Genomic DNA, 19,618 nt, shown 5'->3' on the forward strand with positions numbered 1-19,618 from the left:
ATTCATTGTTAATCATATTTTGCATTATTTTTACATCTAATTAAAATAATGAATTGTGGATTTTAATAATGCTGTACAATATCATTACGAAAAATTTCCTCCTTCAAAACTTGACTTTGGCCAAATAGTAAACCCTCTAATTAAAGCCACTGATGCCTTAGCTAGATATGACCAAATGCTAAAAAATATGCATAATAGTGAAATCTTGTTAGCTCCGTTAAGAAATCAAGAAGCAGTAATTTCATCACGAATGGAAGGTACCATAAGCACGATGGATGAAATACTTAAGTTTGAAGCTGATAGCGAGAATGATACAGAGGAAGCTAAGAATGTTAGGTCTGATATTTTTGAAACAATTTTATACCAAAGAGCTTTAATAAATGCTCAGAAAGCGATGAAAGATGGGTATCCTCTGTCACAACATTTAGTGAAAACGATACATCAACAATTACTTTCATTTGGAAGAGGAGCACAAAAATCACCCGGTCAATTTAAAATTGAACAGAATTACTTAGCTGACAAAATAAAACAGAAAGTTTTATTTGTACCTATAAGTCCCGAAAAGCTCAATGATGGTTTGGAAAAATTATTTGATTATATAAACAATAGTGATGATCCTATATTAATTAAGACCGCTTTGATGCATTTAGAGTTTGAAGCGTTACACCCTCTTCAAGACGGTAATGGAAGAATAGGAAGAATGCTAATTACCCTACTACTTTGGTCTACAAAAACTATTTCTGAACCTCATTTTTATATAAGTGGATACATGGAAGAAAACAAAGACGAATATATTGACACAATGAGGAATGTTTCAGAAAATAATGATTGGGAAAAATGGTGTGTATTCTTTTTGAATGCAGTAGAAAAACAAGCGATCAGAAACCTAGAAATAGCCGAAAACATTAAAAACTTATATGAAGAAATGAAGCATATCTTTTCTGATACTTTGTCTTCTAAATGGAGCGTTAATGCTCTAGACTATATTTTCGCAAATCCAATATTTAGAAATAATCGATTTACATCAAAGAGTGGCATTCCAGGCCCCACAGCAGCAAGGTTCACTAGAATGTTATTGGAAAAAGAACTTATCAGAACTCTAGAGGAAGCCTCTGGAAGAAGACCAGCTCTATACGCTTTTGAGCCATTATTGAAATTAGTGAGGGTATAAAAACATCTACAACAAAACCTAAACTGCATTAAAACGCAGTTTAGCCCAACCGATGATGCACAATTATTCATAATATTTTTATTTTTTTTCAAAGGTATTCATCGGTCGCTTCCCTCGGTCACCAAAAGGTGAACCCAAATTGCTTCACGGTTTCACCCTTGCTGCTATTTAGGTGCTATTGAGGAATACTGTCCATATTCAACCGCGATAAGCAATCTGGTGTGCTCCCTTGTATTTTTCTTTTTTACGTACCTTTCGGTACGACATTCTAAAATTCCAACGCCCGACAGAACATAGTCCTGTGTTGGGTAATAAGTTGAATAATGAACATACTAATTAGAAAACCTCATTTGATATTTTTAATCTCGATTCCAATGATAATGCTGATAGGGATTTTAAAGGGAGACGCATTACTGGATATCAATGTTTATGATACCTATTACCTTATTGGCTACTTACATTTGGCAACTTTAATTTCAATACTTTTTGGAATAATTGGTATGGTATATTGGATTATGCAAAAAGCGAACAGAAAACTATCCAAATGGCTGAATTTGACTCATATTGGCCTGACTATTGGCGGAACTTTAATTGTCTGGATCTTGAGCAAATTTTATCGGATTGAAATTACGGAACATGAGTTTAATAATAACTTAACTTTAATTATCACTTCGATTATTTTATTTATGATTGTCGGACAACTCCTCTTTCCAATTAATATTATTTTCGGACTAGTGAACAGGAAAAATAAATCCAGTGTCTAAAAAAAAACTTGGGTAAAATACAAGTTGTTTAAAGTAAATTTCGCCATTTGCTTTGTTTTGATATTGAATCTGGAAAGCTTTTTGAAAGGTGTTTTTTCCAGTTAAAATAAGTGTCTTTTTCTAATTTTCCCTTTACCTGTATTCTTTCTGTTTGCTTACCTTTAAATGAAAACCGAAAATCTATCCTCATACTTCCCTCAAACCTACATAGCAAAACGTTGTTGATGAAAATTCTGATTTTACTATTTAGTTTAACATTTGTCGTTGGGCATTCACAAAAACTGTACGAGTTTGATTATATAATGGAATATCATGCTATGGTATACTACAAAAAACCAAGGAAGATTAAAAATAAAGACCATAAGGTCACTGAAGAGTTTGCAAAAGGTTATTATTTAATAAACTCAGAACAGAATGAATACTTTGGGGTAATAACTGAGGAAGATAGTTTAAACTACAAAATAGTTCTTGAAGATCAAAAAAGGGGGTTATTTTCAAGAGCAATAGCATTAAAATCAGAATTGAATGATGCTGATATGATCAATATGGATTGCAAAGGAATTACGAGGTTGGCAAGTTCATTAGAACTACAGCGCTTAAAAAAAGAAGATTTTGATTTTGTTAAACTGAAAGATACAACGATTAATAATGAATCCTTTTTACATTATAAGTTCTATTTGAAAAATCCCAAAGAAAGAAAAAGGAAAAGAAAAAAAATTGGAACTTATCACCTAATTATTGATAAGTCATCAAAATTTAAACTACCTCTATTTAGGTCCCGATATCAATATGAAAAATGGATATTAAATGAAAAGACACCTATGGGTTTAATTGCTGAGGTATTTATAACTGATTATGAGGGGAAATTAGTTTACTCCGAAAAATTTATTGACTTTATTGAAACTGAAAAGAAAATTTATTTACCAAAAAGGTGCCCTACAATAGAAGTGATTTATGAGTAAATTATACTTGTTGTAAAATGGATCTTGGTAAAAAAGTAACTTTTTAGGCCAATTTTGCGACATATCGGTCAGCATTGGGAAATCTTAGCAATAAAATAACCATAGCCTGTTTTAGCGATTTTGGAGTATTTCGCTCAACCACGAGTCTAAACCCTGATACAGAAGGTTTTGGATAATATAAAAGTGTTACCTACTTTGTAGAAAACAACCAATAACAGAATGTTCAATAGTGACAAAAGCAGTACTTCTATTTTTCAAAGAATAGTGGATATTGGTGCTAAAAAGGACTTCTCTATAACAGAGAATAGGTACCTGCGCATTACAAATATCGCTTCTATGCTTGGCATCTTGTTCATGCTGCTTTGGATGATTACTGCTTTTTACGTTACAGATGCCCCCATACTTTATGGAAGCAATGGATTGTTGGCGTTGATGTTTTCGTTGGTTCTACTGTTTAATGGTAAAGGTTGGCGCGTGTTAGCTGCCACTTGGTTTACGGCTACATCCTATATTGGTATTCTTCTATTTCTGTATTTGTTGGGTTTCTCCTCTGGGGTTTGGGTCATTTGTTTCATCGTCATCATTACTCCATACATGACCTTCCCAAAAAGTGCCAAGAAAATAGCTGTCGGTTTCAGCATGCTAGGGGTTTTGACTTTAATTTTTTCGATTGCTTTTCAATCCGAATTCAATCCTCGTTATGATGTGCTTGATCCGTATCTCCTGCAAATGTTCAATATAGGCACCACGGGGCTTTTTTGTCTTACAATCGCGTGGACTTTGTCTGTGTTGATCGATAGGTCAGAAAAGTCATTGAGGGTCGAACAAAAAAGATCAGACGATCTTCTGCATAATATTCTTCCGGTAAAGGTGGCAAAAGATTTGAAGGAAACCGGTAAAACAGTACCCAAAAGGCACAAAAATGTAACAATATTGTTTACCGATTTTAAAGACTTTACGGAGTTGGTGGCCAGCATACCGGCCATTACTTTGGTCAATGAACTCAATGATATTTTTGGCCGATTCGATGAGATTGTCGAGGAGGCGGGAGTAGAAAAAATTGAAACCATCGGCGATGCCTATATGGCTGCATGCGGCCTCGAAGAAGCGACGGACAATCATGCCCTTAAATGTATTAATGCTGCACAACAGATGCTGTGCTATTTGGATGAGAGAAACAAAAAACACAACCTAAAATGGAAGATGCGGGTGGGAATACATTCCGGTCCAATAGTGGCTGGCGTAGTCGGAAAGAAGAAATTTAACTATGACCTCTTTGGAGATACGGTTAATACAGCCAGTAGGATGGAATCACTTGGTGAGCCCGGTAAAATAAATATATCGGAAACAACTTACCAGCTCGTTAAAAATAAAATTACTTGTGAAACCAGAAAGAAAATTCACGCTAAAGGGAAAGGAGAATTGGAAATGTATTTTATAAAATATGGTTAAGAAAGGCAATCCATGCCCAAAGCCTTGGAGAGTTAAAAAAGCGTGATTTAAGACTCTATGGTAAAGTCACAGCTATCTTTCTTTTTTCCGTACCTTGTCTGTACATCAAACTAAAATCCAATCGCACGACTACATATAGCCCTGCGTTGTGCTTCATTTATATCATACATTAACCAATGGCAAAATTCTTTAGAAAAATTAGACATAATATGATTAAGGATAAAAAAATCCTTAATTACTTTCTTTATGCTACTGGTGAAATTGTACTCGTCGTTATTGGAATTTTAATTGCGCTAAGTATCAATAATTCTAATGAACTAAAAAAAATACGTGATACAGAAAAAGTCTATCTAAAAGAAATAAAGAGCGATTTAGTACAAGACACATTATTCTTGAGTCAAATAATTAATGATCATAAATGGCGAATAGCTCAATTAATGTCTCAAGATTCAACTATTGACTTGATATTCGAGGAAATTATAGGAGAGCTTCCAAAAGTGGAAGGAGTATCTGAATTAGAATATATATTCTTTACAGATAGAAAATTTCGACCGAAAATCGGAACTTATAATTCTATGATATCAGAAGGAAAATCAAACATAATAAGCAATCGTAAGCTATTCAATTCAATGCAAAATATCTATGAGTTGGAAGTTCAAAATATCATAGCTATTGGCGAAGATGTATTGAATCGTTCAATAGCGTTAACAAATAAATATGCTTATGAAATAAAATATAGTGATTTTGGCTCACCAATTACAATTACTGATAAGCGGATATTGGCTGATATTTATATTTCATCGAGACAACTTAATTATTATACAAGGCAATCGGTTTTATTAAAAAAACATATCACAGAATTAATCGAGCTAATAGATATTGAATACCAATCTTTGTAAAAGAATAACCAAGGCTGACTTTAGACGTATATGATTCTATGCCAAGCATTCACCATTAGTAATAGTAATAATTTTGAATCTTACACGACCTATAGCCCTAAACAATATGAATGATCATTAAAGAATCACATAGGGAAGACTATACCATTTCTACGGACAAGGATAGGTTAGATGTTTCAAGCATTCATAAGTTTTTGTCTAACGAAACCGATTGGGCAAAAGGCATCCCCCTTAATACGGTGAAAACCTCCATAGACAACTCATTAAATTTTGGAATTTATTTCAAAAGCGAGCAAATAGGCTTTGCGCGTGTAATTTCAGACTATTCAACCATCGCCTATTTAGGCGACGTTTATATCCTTAAAGAGCATAGGGGAAAGGGACTGAGCAAGTGGCTGATGACCGAAATAATGGAGCATCCACATCTTCAAGGGTTAAGGCGTTGGATTTTGCTCACTGATACGGCCGAATGGCTTTATAGAAAGTTTGGGTTTACCGAGATTCCCAAACCTGAATTGTATATGGAAAAGCACAACCCAAACGTATACAATAGTTGAGGAACGCCTAGGACGGATTGTATAAATTAGGAATCAGAGTTTACTCGATTGGGGAGCCTGCAATTCAGCATTAAAGGAGCGCATTGAATAAGATTTGTTTGAGCACCATGGCTACCACAATTACGAGGTAGGGTTTAAAATCCCTGCCATATTTCCTATCTAAATAGATAAGCCCCAAGAATAGGATATAGATGATTACGAACTTAATGTTATTCATAATTTTTGGGTGAAGGTGATATACGTATGGACCCAACCTCCCAAAAATAGGGCCAAGGAAAACGGCTGCGGTTCCAATCATATAGCGCATGTGTTTAGCAGTATTCTTCTTGTTGTAAATGGCCAAGGAGTAAAATAGCACTAGCAACACAATATCAGAAATAGGAAGATAGGCGAGCATTGCGTGATCGGCATGTAAAATTCTATAAATAAGCGGCAAGGAAGAAAGTACCAAGAGGGGAAAGGCAACATAGGATATCTTCCCGATTATTTTATGGAGATTTGTTTTTCCACATCCGATTAAAATGGGTTGAACTATAAGTAGCAAAATCCACAAAAAAGCAAAAAATACGTGAACATGATCAAATACAGAAGTTGTGCTATGGGATAATGCGGATACACCTTCCTCAAATTCTGGAAATTGACCAAAGTAAGTTTTATAGAAGGCCACAATGCTCAATGGAACCAAAATTGCCATTATATACCCAATATTCTTGTACGTCTTTACCATTTGAATCTGTTTTAATTGTAATCTAAGTTTGTTACCCTTTAGATTGTTGGACTTTAATTTGAAACAAAGGTATTAGGACGCCGCAAAGCATGTTTTTCTTAAAAGCTCAATTTTTTTTCTTCTTTTAAAATTGAAATTATTAAAAGCCTTGTTATTCGGTAGCCGTTAAGTTCTTTCTGTATTGTAGAGGAGATTGTCCGAATTTTTGCTTGAAAATTCTACTAAAATGAGATACGTTTTTAAAACCAGAATGAAACACTATATCCGACACATTTTGCTTTGTTGTTTTCAATAACATAGTGGCATGCTTAAGGCGTTTATCGGTCAACCACTTTCCCGGAGTAGTTTGATAATAATCCAAAAAGTCCCTTTTGAACGCAGCTAGACTGCGGCTTGATATACGTGCATATTCGTTCAGGCTTAAATCGTACGCATAGTTTTTTTCCATGACTTGCCATATAGGAGGTTTGGTCTCATCGTTTAAACGAAGAATATAGGCAAGCAATTGCTTGTTCAGTGGGTTGGACAAGATACTTAGAAACAGTTCTTTGAATTTTAATTCTAAAAGCTTTTCTGAAGGAGGTATTTTCTGGGCAAAATAGGGTATTAAACTATGGAAGAAAGTCCTTGTAACTTCGTTCAATTCTATTTTTATGAACATCTCACTACTTGATTCCGGTAAATGGTCTATTGGTAAACTATCCATAAACTCATTGGCGAATTCAATCAGAAATTCATCAGGTACATGAAAGGCTAGTACTTGCCAGTTCTGCGCCTCTGGCAATTCTTGAATAAAGGCAGATTTACGCTGAAAATAGGAAGTTTGGGGGGTAACTTGCCATGAATCGCCACCTTGATGCAATATCCTTTCCCCTTCCAGCGAAAAGGCAATAAAGTTATAATCGTTATATAAGTGCACCAGTCTATCTATCTGCGGACATTTGTAATACACGAAAAGTAAATCTCTTACAGAGAGCTGCTTAAAAATATCCGGATTTGTTTTCCCTGCCTCATAAGTATTGATCATTATGAAAATTTTATTCTTCAATCAGTATACGGAGGTATAAGGTAAGAAGTAATCCTTTAAAGCACAATGTAATACAAAACCTTTAGCACCGTATCGATACAAATCAACGGTTCCATGATTTGAAGAGCAAAATATAAAGTGCCCGCTAAGTATACTGCTTTAAATTTTATTTTAAAAAGTACACAATTTGTGAGGCTCACTGTCTAAACAGGGATTACGTTACATGAGGTAGTTATTTCTACTAGAGTCTAGAATTCAGCTAATTAAATCCTTAAATCTGTAACATATGTTGTTACGGGTAGTCTAATGGGTTTTATATAAAACATTGAACAAAATGAAAAACCGATTTATTTTACTAGTTGCTTTGGTCATACTTAGCGCCTGTAATGATGGGACTAAAACAAGTATAACCCACCAACCTACGGTAGCTGACTATGTCGAGGGTGAAAAATGGGTCTGGAAGTATAAAGGAGTTACTACGGAAGGGGAGGTGCGCTCCGATGGAACGGACACTAGAAAAATAGTAAAATTTGACGGTGAATTAGGGATGACCATTGGTAAGGATACCATTCCGGTTACTGAAATTGCTAAACCTGAGGAAAGCGAAACACCCAAATACGATTGGCCTTTGGAAGTGGGTAAAAAATGGAAATATGAAAATAATTGGACCAGCCAAGACGGTACTACTGGAAACCAAAGCCAAACGGCCACCGTTCTTTCTTTCCAAGAGGAAACAGTAGAAGCAGGTACATTTATGGCCTACACCATTGAATATACCGGTACAACTTCTAATTCCCGTGGTTACAGTGCAGATGAAAAGGAGGTATGGTTGTACGCTCCATCGGTAAAAAACTTTATTAAGCTCACTCAAGATCAAGGCTATTTTCATTACGTAGAGGAACTGATCGAGTATTCAAAACCGTAATAAATTCAGCCCCAGGCATAATTTCTTTTGTATCCTTTTAAAAATGGCAGCTTCAAACTACAGTATAGATATCAAGTAATCATAAATGGATCAATTAAAGAGGTTTTTGGACGGCATTTCTCCAATGGATGATGATGATTGGAGATTTTTTAAGTCAAAACTAAAAGAAGTGGGATTTGAAAAGAATTCGGTCATCTTACAAAAAGGAGGGGTCGAAAATTATGTATCCTTTATTGCTAAAGGTGTGGTGCGATTCTATATTCCCGGAGAGGAGTCCGATCTAACGTTCGGTTTTTTGTTTGAAAATGAATTTGTAACAGGATATGACTCCTTTTTATCTCGTTTGCCTTCAGAATATCAAATCGAAACCTTGACAGAGACCTTGTTATGGAGAATTTCAAAAAATGACCTGGATGAGGTCTATAAAAAAACCGCAAATGGAAATATTATTGGCCGTAAAATGGCCGAAAGCATGTTTTTAATAAAATCAAAAAGAGAGATTTCTTTATTGAACCAAACAGCGGAAGAACGTTATTTGAGCCTGTTTAGAGACAGGCCAAAACTATTGCAACAAATTCCCTTAAAATTTATAGCCTCTTATATAGGGGTGACGCCTCAAGCATTGAGTAGAATACGAAAACGGATTACTTAACCTAGGTTCATTTTTTTGATAGTTTCTTTTAAAACCTTTGCATTTCAAACAATTAAGAAACTATGAAACCACTCATTGTACTTTTAGTAAGCTTTGCAATCGCCGTTTTGTTCAATAAAATATTCAAAAAAGAATATGATTTTGAGCTATCGGCAAGAATCGCCATGTCCGTAATGCTCGTATTCACTGCTATTGGACATTTTGTATTTACCAAGGGCATGACCATGATGGTACCTAAATTCATTCCCCTTAAAGAAATTTTTGTTCACCTGACCGGAGTTTTTGAAATTCTATTGGCAATAGGTTTGTTGCTTCCTAAGCTGAAAACTCTGACAGGTTGGGCATTGATTATTTTTCTGCTGTTGATGTTGCCGGCGAATATCTATGCCGCTTTGCATAACGTGAATTACCAAAAGGGAACCTTTGACGGAAATGGTCTTGCCTATCTTTGGTTTCGTATTCCCCTACAAATACTTTTTATAGTTTGGACCTATTTGAGTGCGATAGGCAAAAATTAAAGAAAGTCTCTAAAAATCGAGACTAACATAAAAACAAAAAGCATCGGTCGTTGGCCAATGCTTTTTGTTCTATCATGCGGCGCTTATTTTTTGCTCCACTCAAATTTTTGAAATGGTTTGTCCAATGGGGTTTCTGCAATATGGTTGACATAGTTGCTAATAACCTTTTGTGATAACCCTAGAATGATTTCCAATAGCTGTCTTTGGGTATAACCAGCGTTGTAAAAACGTTCAAGGGTATCTGATTCCACATAGCCTCGTTTTCGAACAATTTCAAGGGTAGTTTCCCTTAGTGCTTCCAATTTGTCGGTCGGTAATGCTGTTTCGTTTCTAAGTGCCTCAATAATGGCGTCATCTACTTTCATCGCTTTGGCGATACCGGTATGGGCGGGCACGCAGTAATGGCATTCATGTTCCACGTTAATGGTTTGCCATACTACGGTAAGCTCATCGTTGTTAAAAGAAGAGTCGACAAAAAGCTCATGAATGTTTTGGTAGGCATTCAATAGGCCTGGGGCCTCTGCCAGTACCCCATGCAAATTAGGCACATATCCGTAAGCGTTTTGAGATTTTTCCAATAAAGGCTTGCTATCTGCAGGTGCAGATTCGATGGTGTGAATATGTAATTTTTCTTGGGTGTGTGTAGTGCTCATATAATAATATTTAAAAGATTAATAATATCTAAACAATCGTTTAGTTTGGTTTTAAATTTTTTTAGAGGTTGTCAAATGTATTTTCAATATAGCTCTTTAGTTGTGCGGGTCGAAACATTCTCGAAGCCGATGCCAGTCCGAACATAGCAATAATTAGATAGTCGGCCTTTTGGTTCAAACTAGTGTTGGACAAAGAACTTTCTATTTGTAAACTTTCTTTAAAGATATCTCTCACCTCATTTGTGAAATCGGTCAAAACCTTCTTGATTTCCGCGTCGGCATCTTCCCCAATTTCATTGGCGGTATTCGTAATCAAGCAACCCTTACCAAATTCGTTGTTTTTCGAGAATTCAAGAAAATCATAAAAATAAGTTTTGATGGACGTTACTCCTTTTTCGGATTCCTTTAGTTTAGTCAACAATCCGTTCAGTTTAGCCTTATAACATTCCAAACTCTGAAGAAAGACCCCATTCTTGCTTCCAAAACTGGCATAAATAGAAAATTTATTGATGCCCATTTCTTTCTCAAGCATTTGCATAGACGTTGTCTCATAACCATTTCTCCAGAAAAGGTTCATGGCTTTTTCGATTACTTCAGATTCTATATATGCTTTCTTTCTTGCCATTCAAGTAACAAATATGCGACAAAACTAAACAATCGTTTAGAAATAAAAAAATGATTAACTTTTTCTTAGTGTTTTTTGCCTACGAAGCGAACAGCCCAACCGGTACCGTTGTGATAAATTCCTTCTTGTAATTGAACTTCTTTTTTTTCAAGAATTATGGGTTGAAAGTCTTTAAAATCCCGCTCCAGCTCACTAATGGATATGAGGGTATCTAAATCCCGGGGACCACCAATTCGTGGATTGGCTTCGCGATACTTCAAGTGGTTTTTGCCAAAGGCTTCCAGAATTACATGACCTCCCGGTTTTACTAGTTGGGCCAAAAGCTGATGGTAATCACTTCTAATTTCTATGGGAAAATGGGCATAGATGAGGGCTACGACATCAAAATGTCCTTGATCATAGTCGAGGTCCGGTAGTTGACCTAGTTGATATATTAAATCTACGTTGTTGGTATTGGCCAGTTGTAACGCTTTCTTTTTGCCCTCCACACTAATATCAAAAGCATGGACATTCCAGCCGTTTCGAGCTGCAAATACGGCATTTCGGCCTTCGCCCTCGGCTCCAAAAAGAATTTTTCCCGGAGAAAGGTGCTTTAATTGCTCCTCCAGGAAAACATTGGGCTGGGTGCCAAAAGCGTATTCTTTTTCACTGTAACGGTCATTCCACCGTTTTAACCATGGGTCGCTCATCTAAAGAATTTTAGAGTTATGGAAGTTACGTACCCTTTCTTTTTTAGCAAAACAAAACCTGTCAAAACCTCACCCTAAAGCTGGCATTAGGTGTTATACCCAAAGATGTGGTGGTAACAGCTTCAATCTCATCTTCGGTGTTTAACTGATAATACGTGTTTAAAATGTTTTTCCTGCTTGTAAAATTGAGTACGGATACCCCTGCTGATGCTTTTACGCCCTTAGTAAGTTGAAAATTATAAATTGCCGAGGCATCGGCCCTAAGATATTCCCGTAATCTACTGCTGTTGGGTACGTTATAATTTATTCTCGTCGGGAAAAAAGTGGTGTCCACGGGGTTTTCGGGATCAGGTTGTGTAAAAGGCCTTCCACTACGGTAGTTTAGGCCAATACCTAACTTCAATTGGTTAACGGTATATGTGCCTGCAAGGCTTGCCGTATGTCTTATATCCAAATTATTGGGGAAGGTGGGAGGAATATAAGTTCCAAACGTATAATTATTGAGGTTGTAGGTATAGCTGGCCCAAAGGCTGAAAATATCCGTTTTGGCATTTACCAAAAATTCCACTCCCTTGACCTCATACTCTCCAATTTCCCCATTAAATTGATTTTGATTTTGAAAACCTTGAGTAGCAGTGCTGATTCCATCTACTAGTTTATAAAACCCTTCCAGTCCCATGTAGAGGTTTTTGGTATCATAATTGAGCCCTACGGAAGCTTGTTTACTTTTGGTTACGGGAAGGGTTTCTCCATCAGAAACGATCCATCTTCGTTTTTCAATGCCTAAAAAGTTTTGCTCTAAATCCAGTATCTGGTTGGTGGCCTGACTTTTGAATTCTCCCAATACCTGAAGGTTAAAATCCTTTCCTAGGTCATAGTTAAAACTCAAACGTGGCTCTATGATACTTTCCTTAAAACTGTTTGGGTTCTCTAATAAATTGAACCTTAATCCGCCCCGTAAGAACATTTTCTCATTTTCCGGTTCCCATACCACCTCTGTGAAAAGAGCATGTGTCCGTACTACATTGCGTTCATTGCTTGCAAAGGGAGGTTGGGAAACATCTGTCTGGTTGCCAATGGCCGTTTCGGTAAATTGATATCCGTTATGCCATTGAAAGAATTCGCTGGTTTGGAATTTTGTATGAAGCTTGGCACTTAGTTCCTGTACCTCGTTTTTCTGGAAAAGTACCTGCAATCCGTTAGAGGTTGTATTTCTGGCTCCCAGTTCATAATTGGTGAAATAGGCATTGAGGTGGGATGAAAATTGGTCTGTCCATCCGCTTTCTAAATGCAATCCAACGGAATAGTTGGATTGGTCCAATGAACTTTGGGTGGTATCTCCAGATTCCATTTCGGTTTCTGAGTAGTCCAACGTATTGTGAATATTTATGAAACTGAAGCGTAATTTTTGGTCCTGGGTTAGGTCATACAGTAATTTTCCGGTAACGTCATAGAAATAAAAATTTCCATCTTGTGACACTTCGTTCTCGTCAAAAACCCGAGTAAAGAACTTTTCGTAGGTAGGGGTGTTGACCACATCCGTTAGGGACCTGCGGGCAGAAAACTGAAACCCTAATTTTTTGGTCAAGGGTAAATGCCCGTACGTATCGGCCCCGATTAAATTGAATCCGGCTCCACCATAAAAATCTTCGGATAGACTGTTATTGGTCTGGATATCTACAATACCACTTACTCCATCTCCATAAGTGCTACTGGTACCGTTTTTAATAAGTGAGACCTTATCAGTCAAATAGGGGTTAAATGCCGATATTAGCCCGAAAAAATGACCGGACTGGTACATTTTTATTCCGTCCCACAAAATGAGGTTTTGGTCATTGCTGCCGCCTCTAATATTGATGTCCGATACGGTTTCGTCAACACTTTCAATTCCCGGAAGTGCTTGTACCGTTTGTAGCACATCGGGTTCTAGTAGGCCCGGTAGCACTCCAAATTCCTCGCTGTTCATACGTATGCTGCCATCCTCTTGCTTTACCAGACCTTTGGTCAAGAATTCGTAGACCGTTACCTCTTCCAACTGTTGATAAAACTGCGCTAATAATAGGGTTTTGCAAGGCTGTTTTCCGGTTAGTTCGGATGCTTTTACTATCAGGTTGCGATAACCCAAATAGGAGATGCGCAAAGCGGCATCTTTGGGAACATCCGTTATAGAAAAGAATCCGTTTTCATCGGTAATCAAATTTTTAGAACCTCCCAGCACCTCTATCGTAGCACCCATGACCGTATTGCGCTCAAAATTATCTAGTACCGTAGCACAAATCTGTAAACGGTCATTAAATGCAATGGCGTAATACCGCTCGCTCAATTTTTCAATAAGGAGCTGAGTTTCCTCTTCAATAAATTTTAAAACGGAACTTAACTCTTGGGTTGGTGGAATACCAATGGAAATTTGGTCTAGTTGCTCATCTGCATAGGAGAACTTTACATTATGCTTGTTTTCCAACTCTAGCAAGAAATTACGTAACAATAAACGCTGTTCACCTTCTTGTGCAGAAATAATGGGGGATAAAAGAAAGCTGAGGCAAAAAAGAAAGGATAACCAAATTTTATTCGCCATAGAAGAGCACTTTGCCGCCCTCTAATTTAAACTTTATTTGTGAAGGTACGCTTATGCTTTTTAAGGCAAGTTCTTTATGGGTATTGCTAAATGTACCGGTGAACAATTTTTGTGTATCTACATTTTTAGTAGTTACTTCCATGTTATACTGGCGCCCAAATTCTTCAAAAACGTATTTAAGCGGTACACTTTTAAAGCTGCTTTCTTTTGCAAGCCATGCCGGTTTTAGATGTTCTAGGTTATCTGATTCCAAAAGCTGGCCATCAATTAAGGATAAGGACATACCTTTGGACAGTTTTTTGGTTTTGCCATCAAAATCTACTTGTACCAAACCTTCAAAACAATCGACTATAAATAGTTTGGAACGTTGTTTTACATTAAATTGGGTTCCCAAAACAGAGACCTTACCTTGCTCCGTATGCACGGTAAAGCGTTCGCCTTTGGCAACCTTAAAGAATGCTTCACCGTTTAGTTTCAAATCTCTTTCTTCTTGCCAGTTTCCCTCGTCATAAGTAATTTGGGAATCGGCATTTAGGCTGACTACCGAATTGTCCGGAAGTTTTATTTCCTTGTTTTCGGCAACTCCCGTGGATATACTTTCGTCTAGGGTCTGTAAATAGAAAAATGCGCCTATCATAATTAAGGCAGCTACCGCCGCTACGCGAAGAAAAGATTTAAATGGCTGAAGTTTTACCACCTTGGGCTCTTCTAGAAGCTGTCTGTTCTTTAAGGCTTCAAAAGCTTTCTCCTCATCGTATATGGGCGCTTCCAGCTGTTGGGAGGTTTCGGCAATACGCAGATAGGTTTCGTACTCACTAGATTTTTTGAATTCTAGAAGTTCTGCCTCGGTGAGCTCACCGTTCAACCATTTTGCTAAATAATTTTCTTGCATCTGGGGGTAGCTTATATGCTGTATAACAATTAACTATATAAAAACCCTACCTAAGGTTTTTTAGTGTTTAAATACCATCAATTTTTTCTCGCAGCGATTTTAAGGCCAAGTGCATCCTTTTTTCTATTGCTTTAATACTAACGCCCTCCATTTCGGCAATTTCGGCATATTTTTTACCATCTATGCGGTTGAGCAAAAAAGTAGTGCGTTGGTTTTCCGGTAGGTCGTCAAGGGCACGCTGCAGTTTTTTCCCGAACTCTTCTTCCTCTAAAAGAAATTCGGGGGTCTCATGGGTGGTCTTTAAAGATTTCTCCGCGTATTTCAACCGTACCTTCTCGGCCTTGATTACATTCAGATAAAGGTTTTTGGCAACAGTGTAAACAAAAGATTTGGCCCTAGTAGGTGAAACCTTTCCACAATTTTCCCATAGTTTTACAAAAGCCTCTTGTACGGCATCATAGGCTTTTTCCTCATTTCCAAACTTATAATATATATAGTTGTAGATCGTTTTGGAATTAGCTTTAAAGATATCGCTATACACCTGCTCATTACAAACGTTATCGGTTTTTTCAGTATCCAAGGTAGGTGGTTTTGATCAAAGATATTTTAATTTTTGCAAATTGCTCAAGTAGGGTATTTTATTTAAACGTTGTTTCATTTAGTAAATAAAGAAATCCAAATCAAGATGAAAAGAATTGTAAACTTATCGCTCATGGCCTTCCTACTGGGTATGACGATGTTTTTGGTCTCCTGCCAAGAGGAGGAGCCCCTAGAGGAAAGTATTGATCAGGAATTGACATTGACAATGGAAAATGACGTGGTAAGCCTATTGAAGAATATGGTAGCCAATGATGGTTCCTACGACAATATTATTGATGGTGCCAGTTGTTTTGATGTCAACTTTCCCTATGAAATTAGGATTGGGGAGGAAAAGATAACCGTTAATTCTTATGAGGATTTAAAAACGGTAGAAGAAGCCTTGGACCTCTTGGAGGACAAGGATTTTGTTAGGCAATTGATTTTTCCTGTTACTCTTACAATGGCAGATTATACGCAGTTAACCATTGAAGACGGAGACGAGTTAAATTCGTTGGCCGAACAATGTCTGGAGGGCGGTGCCGATGAGGATTTGGAATGCGTGGATATTGCCTATCCACTAACGCTATTTACTTACAATCCCAATTTTCAATTGACCAATACGGTTGAAGTTAATGCAGATGTAGAGTTCCGCCGATTCATTGCAGGATTGACCGAAAATGATCTTTTAAGTATTGAATTTCCAATACAGTTACATTATGCCGATAGCACCAGTATTTCAGTAAATTCCAATAGCGAATTGGCCAATGCGATAGAACAAGGGCGTGGTCTTTGTGATGAAGATGATGATATAGATCATAATGATGATGATTTTACCCAAGCACACCTTGAGGAGCTGCTACTTATTTGTCCTTGGGCCGTGTCTAGATATACCACCTCCAATTCAGAAGCTACCCAATACGTAGAAAGCCATCACTTTACCTTTTTGCAGGATGGGAAGGTACTTACTCAAGCTGCTTATGGATACGAAATTGAAGGAGAATGGGCTGTGGAAATGATAGAAGGAAGGGCGCAACTTTCCGTTTATTTTGATGATAAATCCGATTATAATGGAGCTTGGTGGGTTTATGAAATAATACCAGGAAAAATTAGATTGAAAAATGTAGAGGAAGAGAATAAGTTAACCTTGGAAAAGGACTGTGAGTACCGGCCAGATACTTGTTCAGAGGAACAAATAATGCAAGGTCTTAGTGATTGTAAATGGACCATTTTAAATGAAAATAATACGTTTTTTGAAGAACTGGCGTTAAACTTTACCACAGAAGGAGGTCTCTACGTGGAGAATGCTAATGGAACCGTGGTGGACGAAGGTAGTTGGTCCGTTACCGGTAATGTGGTGGTCATTAGCCAACTCAGTAAAACATTGGCCAATTATATTGGCGAGTGGAAAGTTTTAGAGTGTGGGCTGGACAGCTATAAACTAAGCCGCGGAGAAGAAATTATAGTGCTTCACAAAAACTGTGAAGAGTAAGAGATTCCAGATGTTGATTCTGGAAGTTGCCCCACAAACGAAAAGCGCCTATCTAAGGATAGGTGCTTTTTTATTTAATGGTAAAAGCTTACAGGGTGTTACGGGCTTATTTTTAACGCAAAAACCCTCTCATTCCCTTTCTAATTATTAAATTTGCCATTCTTCAAAAATGTACATGAAACATGTTCGATAATTTAAGCGAAAAACTCGATAAGGCCTTGCACACCCTCCGTGGGCACGGGCAAATCACTGAAATAAATGTTGCCGAAACAACCAAAGAGGTGCGTAGAGCCCTGTTGGATGCGGATGTTAATTTTAAGATTGCCAAAGAATTTACCAATAGGGTAAAAGAAAAAGCCTTGGGTCAAGATGTATTGACCACTTTACAACCGGGCCAGTTGATGGTGAAGATTGTAAAGGACGAGCTTACGCAGTTGATGGGAGGCGAAAGTGAGGGAATCAACCTTTCGGGTACGCCTTCGGTAATCTTGATGTCTGGACTTCAAGGTTCGGGTAAGACTACCTTTTCCGGTAAGTTGGCCAATTACCTTAAGACCAAAAAGACTAAAAAGCCCTTATTGGTCGCTTGTGATGTGTACCGTCCAGCGGCTATTGACCAATTACATGTGGTTGGGGAGCAAATTGGCGTGGAGGTCTATTCCGATAGGGAGAACAATGATCCCGTTGCCATTGCAAAAGCTGGTATAGCTAAAGCGAAAGCAGAAGGTTTTAATGTGGTAATCATTGATACCGCGGGTCGTTTAGCGGTTGATGAGGCCATGATGACCGAAATTTCCAATATCCATTCGGCTATACAACCGCAGGAAACTCTTTTTGTAGTCGATTCCATGACGGGTCAAGATGCGGTAAATACGGCCAAGGCCTTTAACGATGTATTGAATTTTGATGGGGTTATCCTTACCAAATTGGATGGTGATACCCGTGGGGGTGCCGCCATATCCATTAAGTCTGTAGTAGATAAACCCATAAAATTTATTGGTACCGGTGAGAAAATGGAGGCGATAGATGTTTTCTATCCTTCCCGTATGGCCGATCGTATTTTGGGTATGGGTGATGTGGTTTCCCTTGTGGAACGCGCCCAAGAGCAGTTTGATGAAGAAGAGGCTCGCAAAATCCAGAAGAAAATTGCCAAGAACAAGTTTGGCTTTGATGATTTCCTTTCCCAGATTCAGCAGATAAAGAAGATGGGGAACATGAAAGACTTAATGGGCATGATTCCCGGTATGGGCAAAGCACTCAAGGGTATTGATATTGATGATGATGCCTTTAAGCATATTGAAGCGATCATTCACTCCATGACCCCAGATGAAAGGGCCAATCCTTCAAAATTGAATCATAGCCGTAAAAAACGTATTGCCAAAGGAAGCGGAAGGCAAGTTCAAGAGGTCAACCAGTTGTTGAAGCAATTTGACCAAATGAGCAAAATGATGAAAATGATGCAAGGAGGCGGCGGTAAGAAAATGATGCAAATGATGGGTGGGGCCCTAGGAAGAAATTAAGGACCTGCCCTAAAGAATTAATCACCAAAGAATACTATGAAAATCTTAGATGGCAAGAAGGTATCAAATGATATCAAAGAAGAAATAGCTGTTGAAGTGGCCCAAATGAAGGAGCGTGGCGAAAAAGTGCCACACCTTGCGGCCGTTTTGGTTGGTAATGACGGTGCCAGCCTAACCTATGTAGGAAGTAAAGTTCGCTCCTGTGAAAAGATAGGTTTTGAATCCACTTTAATTCACCTCCCGGAGGAAACTACCGAAGAAGAGTTGCTGGAAAAAGTGAAGGAGTTAAATGCCAATCCGGATATTGATGGCTATATTGTTCAGCTTCCCTTACCAAAGCATATCAATGAAGAAAAAGTATTGATGGCCGTAGATCCTGAAAAGGATGTGGATGGTTTTCACCCGGTAAACTTCGGTAAAATGGCCTTGGATATGGAATCGTTTATTCCTGCTACGCCCTTTGGTATCATGGAGCTTTTAAAGCGCTATAAGGTAGATACCGAAGGTAAAAACGTGGTAGTCATCGGCCGAAGCCATATTGTTGGAAGACCTATCAGTATTTTAATGAGTCAAAAGGGAGAGGCGGCCAATAGTACGGTAACCTTGACCCATAGTCGTACCAGAAATATCGAAGAATTGACCAAGCAGGCAGATATCGTTGTTTCCGCTTTGGGAGTGCCTAAATTCCTGAAGGAAAGTATGGTAAAGGAAGGTGCGGTCATTATTGATGTGGGAATTACCCGTGTACCGGACGAAACCCAAAAAAGAGGATATTATATTACTGGGGATGTCGATTTTGAAAATGTTGAAAAGAAAGCATCCTTTATTACCCCAGTTCCTGGTGGGGTTGGACCAATGACCATTGCCATGTTGTTAAAAAACACTTTGTTGGCTAGGGCAAGGCACAATAAGAAAGCATAGAAAAAAAGGGAGCGTGAGCTC

Annotated in this window: 20 protein-coding genes; 12 read left to right on the top strand and 8 right to left on the bottom strand. The window is 37.8% G+C overall.

Features of this window, described 5'->3' with window-relative positions; translation table 11 throughout:
- Positions 1–55: 55 nt before the first annotated feature.
- The 6 genes from BIZ36_RS06135 to BIZ36_RS06160 all read left to right on the top strand — a co-directional run bounded on the left by BIZ36_RS06135 (position 56) and on the right by BIZ36_RS06160 (position 5,805).
- The gene (locus BIZ36_RS06135; RefSeq protein ID WP_187457003.1) at positions 56–1,171 is read left to right on the top strand and encodes a Fic family protein; all 1,116 of its coding nucleotides are present in this window, start codon (positions 56–58) and stop codon (positions 1,169–1,171) included.
- Positions 1,172–1,494: 323 nt separating this feature from the next.
- Positions 1,495–1,935, top strand: a complete 441-nt coding sequence (locus BIZ36_RS06140; RefSeq protein WP_187457004.1) for a hypothetical protein — start codon at positions 1,495–1,497, stop codon at positions 1,933–1,935.
- A 224-nt stretch (positions 1,936–2,159) separates the two neighbouring features.
- Positions 2,160–2,897 carry a hypothetical protein gene (locus BIZ36_RS06145; RefSeq protein WP_187457005.1) on the top strand — a complete coding sequence of 246 codons (738 nt, stop codon included), beginning with the start codon at positions 2,160–2,162 and terminating at the stop codon, positions 2,895–2,897.
- A gap of 219 nt (positions 2,898–3,116) precedes the next feature.
- Complete coding sequence (locus tag BIZ36_RS06150) at positions 3,117–4,349, top strand: adenylate/guanylate cyclase domain-containing protein (protein ID WP_187457006.1); 1,233 nt, start codon at positions 3,117–3,119, stop codon at positions 4,347–4,349.
- A 176-nt stretch (positions 4,350–4,525) separates the two neighbouring features.
- The gene (locus tag BIZ36_RS06155; protein ID WP_187457007.1) at positions 4,526–5,248 is read left to right on the top strand and encodes a DUF6090 family protein; all 723 of its coding nucleotides are present in this window, start codon (positions 4,526–4,528) and stop codon (positions 5,246–5,248) included.
- A 110-nt stretch (positions 5,249–5,358) separates the two neighbouring features.
- The gene (locus BIZ36_RS06160; RefSeq protein WP_187457008.1) at positions 5,359–5,805 is read left to right on the top strand and encodes a GNAT family N-acetyltransferase; all 447 of its coding nucleotides are present in this window, start codon (positions 5,359–5,361) and stop codon (positions 5,803–5,805) included.
- A gap of 70 nt (positions 5,806–5,875) precedes the next feature.
- On the opposite strand, the gene BIZ36_RS06165 is transcribed toward BIZ36_RS06160, so the two are convergent.
- On the bottom strand, positions 5,876–6,532 hold the full coding sequence (locus tag BIZ36_RS06165) for a hypothetical protein (protein WP_187457009.1): 657 nt from the start codon (positions 6,530–6,532) through the stop codon (positions 5,876–5,878).
- Positions 6,533–6,683: 151 nt separating this feature from the next.
- Positions 6,684–7,559 (bottom strand): helix-turn-helix domain-containing protein, encoded by an 876-nt coding sequence (locus tag BIZ36_RS06170; protein ID WP_187457010.1) that lies wholly within the window; start codon positions 7,557–7,559, stop codon positions 6,684–6,686.
- A gap of 334 nt (positions 7,560–7,893) precedes the next feature.
- On the opposite strand from BIZ36_RS06170, the gene BIZ36_RS06175 reads away from it, so the two are divergent.
- The 3 genes from BIZ36_RS06175 (at position 7,894) to BIZ36_RS06185 (ending at position 9,654) form a co-directional block, all read left to right on the top strand.
- Positions 7,894–8,484, top strand: coding sequence for a hypothetical protein (locus BIZ36_RS06175; protein WP_187457011.1), 591 nt, complete (start codon positions 7,894–7,896; stop codon positions 8,482–8,484).
- 85 nt (positions 8,485–8,569) lie between these two features.
- Positions 8,570–9,136, top strand: a complete 567-nt coding sequence (locus tag BIZ36_RS06180) for a Crp/Fnr family transcriptional regulator (RefSeq protein ID WP_187457012.1) — start codon at positions 8,570–8,572, stop codon at positions 9,134–9,136.
- Positions 9,137–9,198: 62 nt separating this feature from the next.
- A complete protein-coding gene (locus BIZ36_RS06185) occupies positions 9,199–9,654 on the top strand; it encodes a DoxX family protein (RefSeq protein WP_187457013.1) in 456 nt (151 codons plus the stop codon).
- 83 nt (positions 9,655–9,737) lie between these two features.
- Here the strand turns inward: BIZ36_RS06185 and BIZ36_RS06190 are convergent, their stop codons facing one another.
- From BIZ36_RS06190 to BIZ36_RS06215, 6 genes are all read right to left on the bottom strand, one after another.
- Complete coding sequence (locus tag BIZ36_RS06190; protein WP_187457014.1) at positions 9,738–10,307, bottom strand: carboxymuconolactone decarboxylase family protein; 570 nt, start codon at positions 10,305–10,307, stop codon at positions 9,738–9,740.
- Positions 10,308–10,368: 61 nt separating this feature from the next.
- Entirely contained in the window at positions 10,369–10,932 is a 564-nt protein-coding gene (locus tag BIZ36_RS06195; RefSeq protein ID WP_187457015.1) for a TetR/AcrR family transcriptional regulator, read from the bottom strand.
- A gap of 65 nt (positions 10,933–10,997) precedes the next feature.
- The gene (locus BIZ36_RS06200; RefSeq protein ID WP_187457016.1) at positions 10,998–11,621 is read right to left on the bottom strand and encodes a class I SAM-dependent methyltransferase; all 624 of its coding nucleotides are present in this window, start codon (positions 11,619–11,621) and stop codon (positions 10,998–11,000) included.
- A 61-nt stretch (positions 11,622–11,682) separates the two neighbouring features.
- Positions 11,683–14,196, bottom strand: coding sequence for a TonB-dependent receptor (locus tag BIZ36_RS06205; protein ID WP_187457017.1), 2,514 nt, complete (start codon positions 14,194–14,196; stop codon positions 11,683–11,685).
- A complete protein-coding gene (locus BIZ36_RS06210; RefSeq protein WP_187457018.1) occupies positions 14,186–15,088 on the bottom strand; it encodes a FecR family protein in 903 nt (300 codons plus the stop codon). Before BIZ36_RS06210 ends, BIZ36_RS06205 begins: the two co-directional genes overlap by 11 nt.
- Before the next feature lie 67 nt (positions 15,089–15,155).
- Positions 15,156–15,668 (bottom strand): RNA polymerase sigma factor, encoded by a 513-nt coding sequence (locus BIZ36_RS06215; RefSeq protein WP_187457019.1) that lies wholly within the window; start codon positions 15,666–15,668, stop codon positions 15,156–15,158.
- A gap of 105 nt (positions 15,669–15,773) precedes the next feature.
- Between BIZ36_RS06215 and BIZ36_RS06220 the strand changes: the two genes are divergently transcribed.
- The 3 genes from BIZ36_RS06220 (at position 15,774) to folD (ending at position 19,597) form a co-directional block, all read left to right on the top strand.
- Complete coding sequence (locus tag BIZ36_RS06220; RefSeq protein WP_187457020.1) at positions 15,774–17,156, top strand: hypothetical protein; 1,383 nt, start codon at positions 15,774–15,776, stop codon at positions 17,154–17,156.
- 182 nt (positions 17,157–17,338) lie between these two features.
- Positions 17,339–18,676, top strand: a complete 1,338-nt coding sequence (gene ffh / locus BIZ36_RS06225; RefSeq protein ID WP_187457021.1) for a signal recognition particle protein — start codon at positions 17,339–17,341, stop codon at positions 18,674–18,676.
- A gap of 36 nt (positions 18,677–18,712) precedes the next feature.
- Positions 18,713–19,597, top strand: a complete 885-nt coding sequence (gene folD / locus BIZ36_RS06230; protein ID WP_187457022.1) for a bifunctional methylenetetrahydrofolate dehydrogenase/methenyltetrahydrofolate cyclohydrolase FolD — start codon at positions 18,713–18,715, stop codon at positions 19,595–19,597.
- The last annotated feature ends 21 nt before the right edge of the window (positions 19,598–19,618 follow it).

The organism is Cytophaga sp. FL35 (genome assembly GCF_014349235.1).
In the GTDB taxonomy this organism is placed as follows: domain Bacteria; phylum Bacteroidota; class Bacteroidia; order Flavobacteriales; family Flavobacteriaceae; genus Euzebyella.

Bases quoted from the DNA above. Each gene is read 5' to 3' on its own strand.
- BIZ36_RS06140 (WP_187457004.1), top strand. From the start codon at position 1,495: ATGAACATACTAATTAGAAAACCTCATTTGATATTTTTAATCTCGATT.
- BIZ36_RS06145 (WP_187457005.1), top strand. From the start codon at position 2,160: ATGAAAATTCTGATTTTACTATTTAGTTTAACATTTGTCGTTGGGCAT.
- BIZ36_RS06150 (WP_187457006.1), top strand. From the start codon at position 3,117: ATGTTCAATAGTGACAAAAGCAGTACTTCTATTTTTCAAAGAATAGTG.
- BIZ36_RS06155 (WP_187457007.1), top strand. From the start codon at position 4,526: ATGGCAAAATTCTTTAGAAAAATTAGACATAATATGATTAAGGATAAA.
- BIZ36_RS06160 (WP_187457008.1), top strand. From the start codon at position 5,359: ATGATCATTAAAGAATCACATAGGGAAGACTATACCATTTCTACGGAC.
- BIZ36_RS06165 (WP_187457009.1), bottom strand. From the start codon at position 6,532: ATGGTAAAGACGTACAAGAATATTGGGTATATAATGGCAATTTTGGTT.
- BIZ36_RS06170 (WP_187457010.1), bottom strand. From the start codon at position 7,559: ATGATCAATACTTATGAGGCAGGGAAAACAAATCCGGATATTTTTAAG.
- BIZ36_RS06175 (WP_187457011.1), top strand. From the start codon at position 7,894: ATGAAAAACCGATTTATTTTACTAGTTGCTTTGGTCATACTTAGCGCC.
- BIZ36_RS06180 (WP_187457012.1), top strand. From the start codon at position 8,570: ATGGATCAATTAAAGAGGTTTTTGGACGGCATTTCTCCAATGGATGAT.
- BIZ36_RS06185 (WP_187457013.1), top strand. From the start codon at position 9,199: ATGAAACCACTCATTGTACTTTTAGTAAGCTTTGCAATCGCCGTTTTG.
- BIZ36_RS06190 (WP_187457014.1), bottom strand. From the start codon at position 10,307: ATGAGCACTACACACACCCAAGAAAAATTACATATTCACACCATCGAA.
- BIZ36_RS06195 (WP_187457015.1), bottom strand. From the start codon at position 10,932: ATGGCAAGAAAGAAAGCATATATAGAATCTGAAGTAATCGAAAAAGCC.
- BIZ36_RS06200 (WP_187457016.1), bottom strand. From the start codon at position 11,621: ATGAGCGACCCATGGTTAAAACGGTGGAATGACCGTTACAGTGAAAAA.
- BIZ36_RS06205 (WP_187457017.1), bottom strand. From the start codon at position 14,196: ATGGCGAATAAAATTTGGTTATCCTTTCTTTTTTGCCTCAGCTTTCTT.
- BIZ36_RS06210 (WP_187457018.1), bottom strand. From the start codon at position 15,088: ATGCAAGAAAATTATTTAGCAAAATGGTTGAACGGTGAGCTCACCGAG.
- BIZ36_RS06220 (WP_187457020.1), top strand. From the start codon at position 15,774: ATGAAAAGAATTGTAAACTTATCGCTCATGGCCTTCCTACTGGGTATG.
- ffh (WP_187457021.1), top strand. From the start codon at position 17,339: ATGTTCGATAATTTAAGCGAAAAACTCGATAAGGCCTTGCACACCCTC.
- folD (WP_187457022.1), top strand. From the start codon at position 18,713: ATGAAAATCTTAGATGGCAAGAAGGTATCAAATGATATCAAAGAAGAA.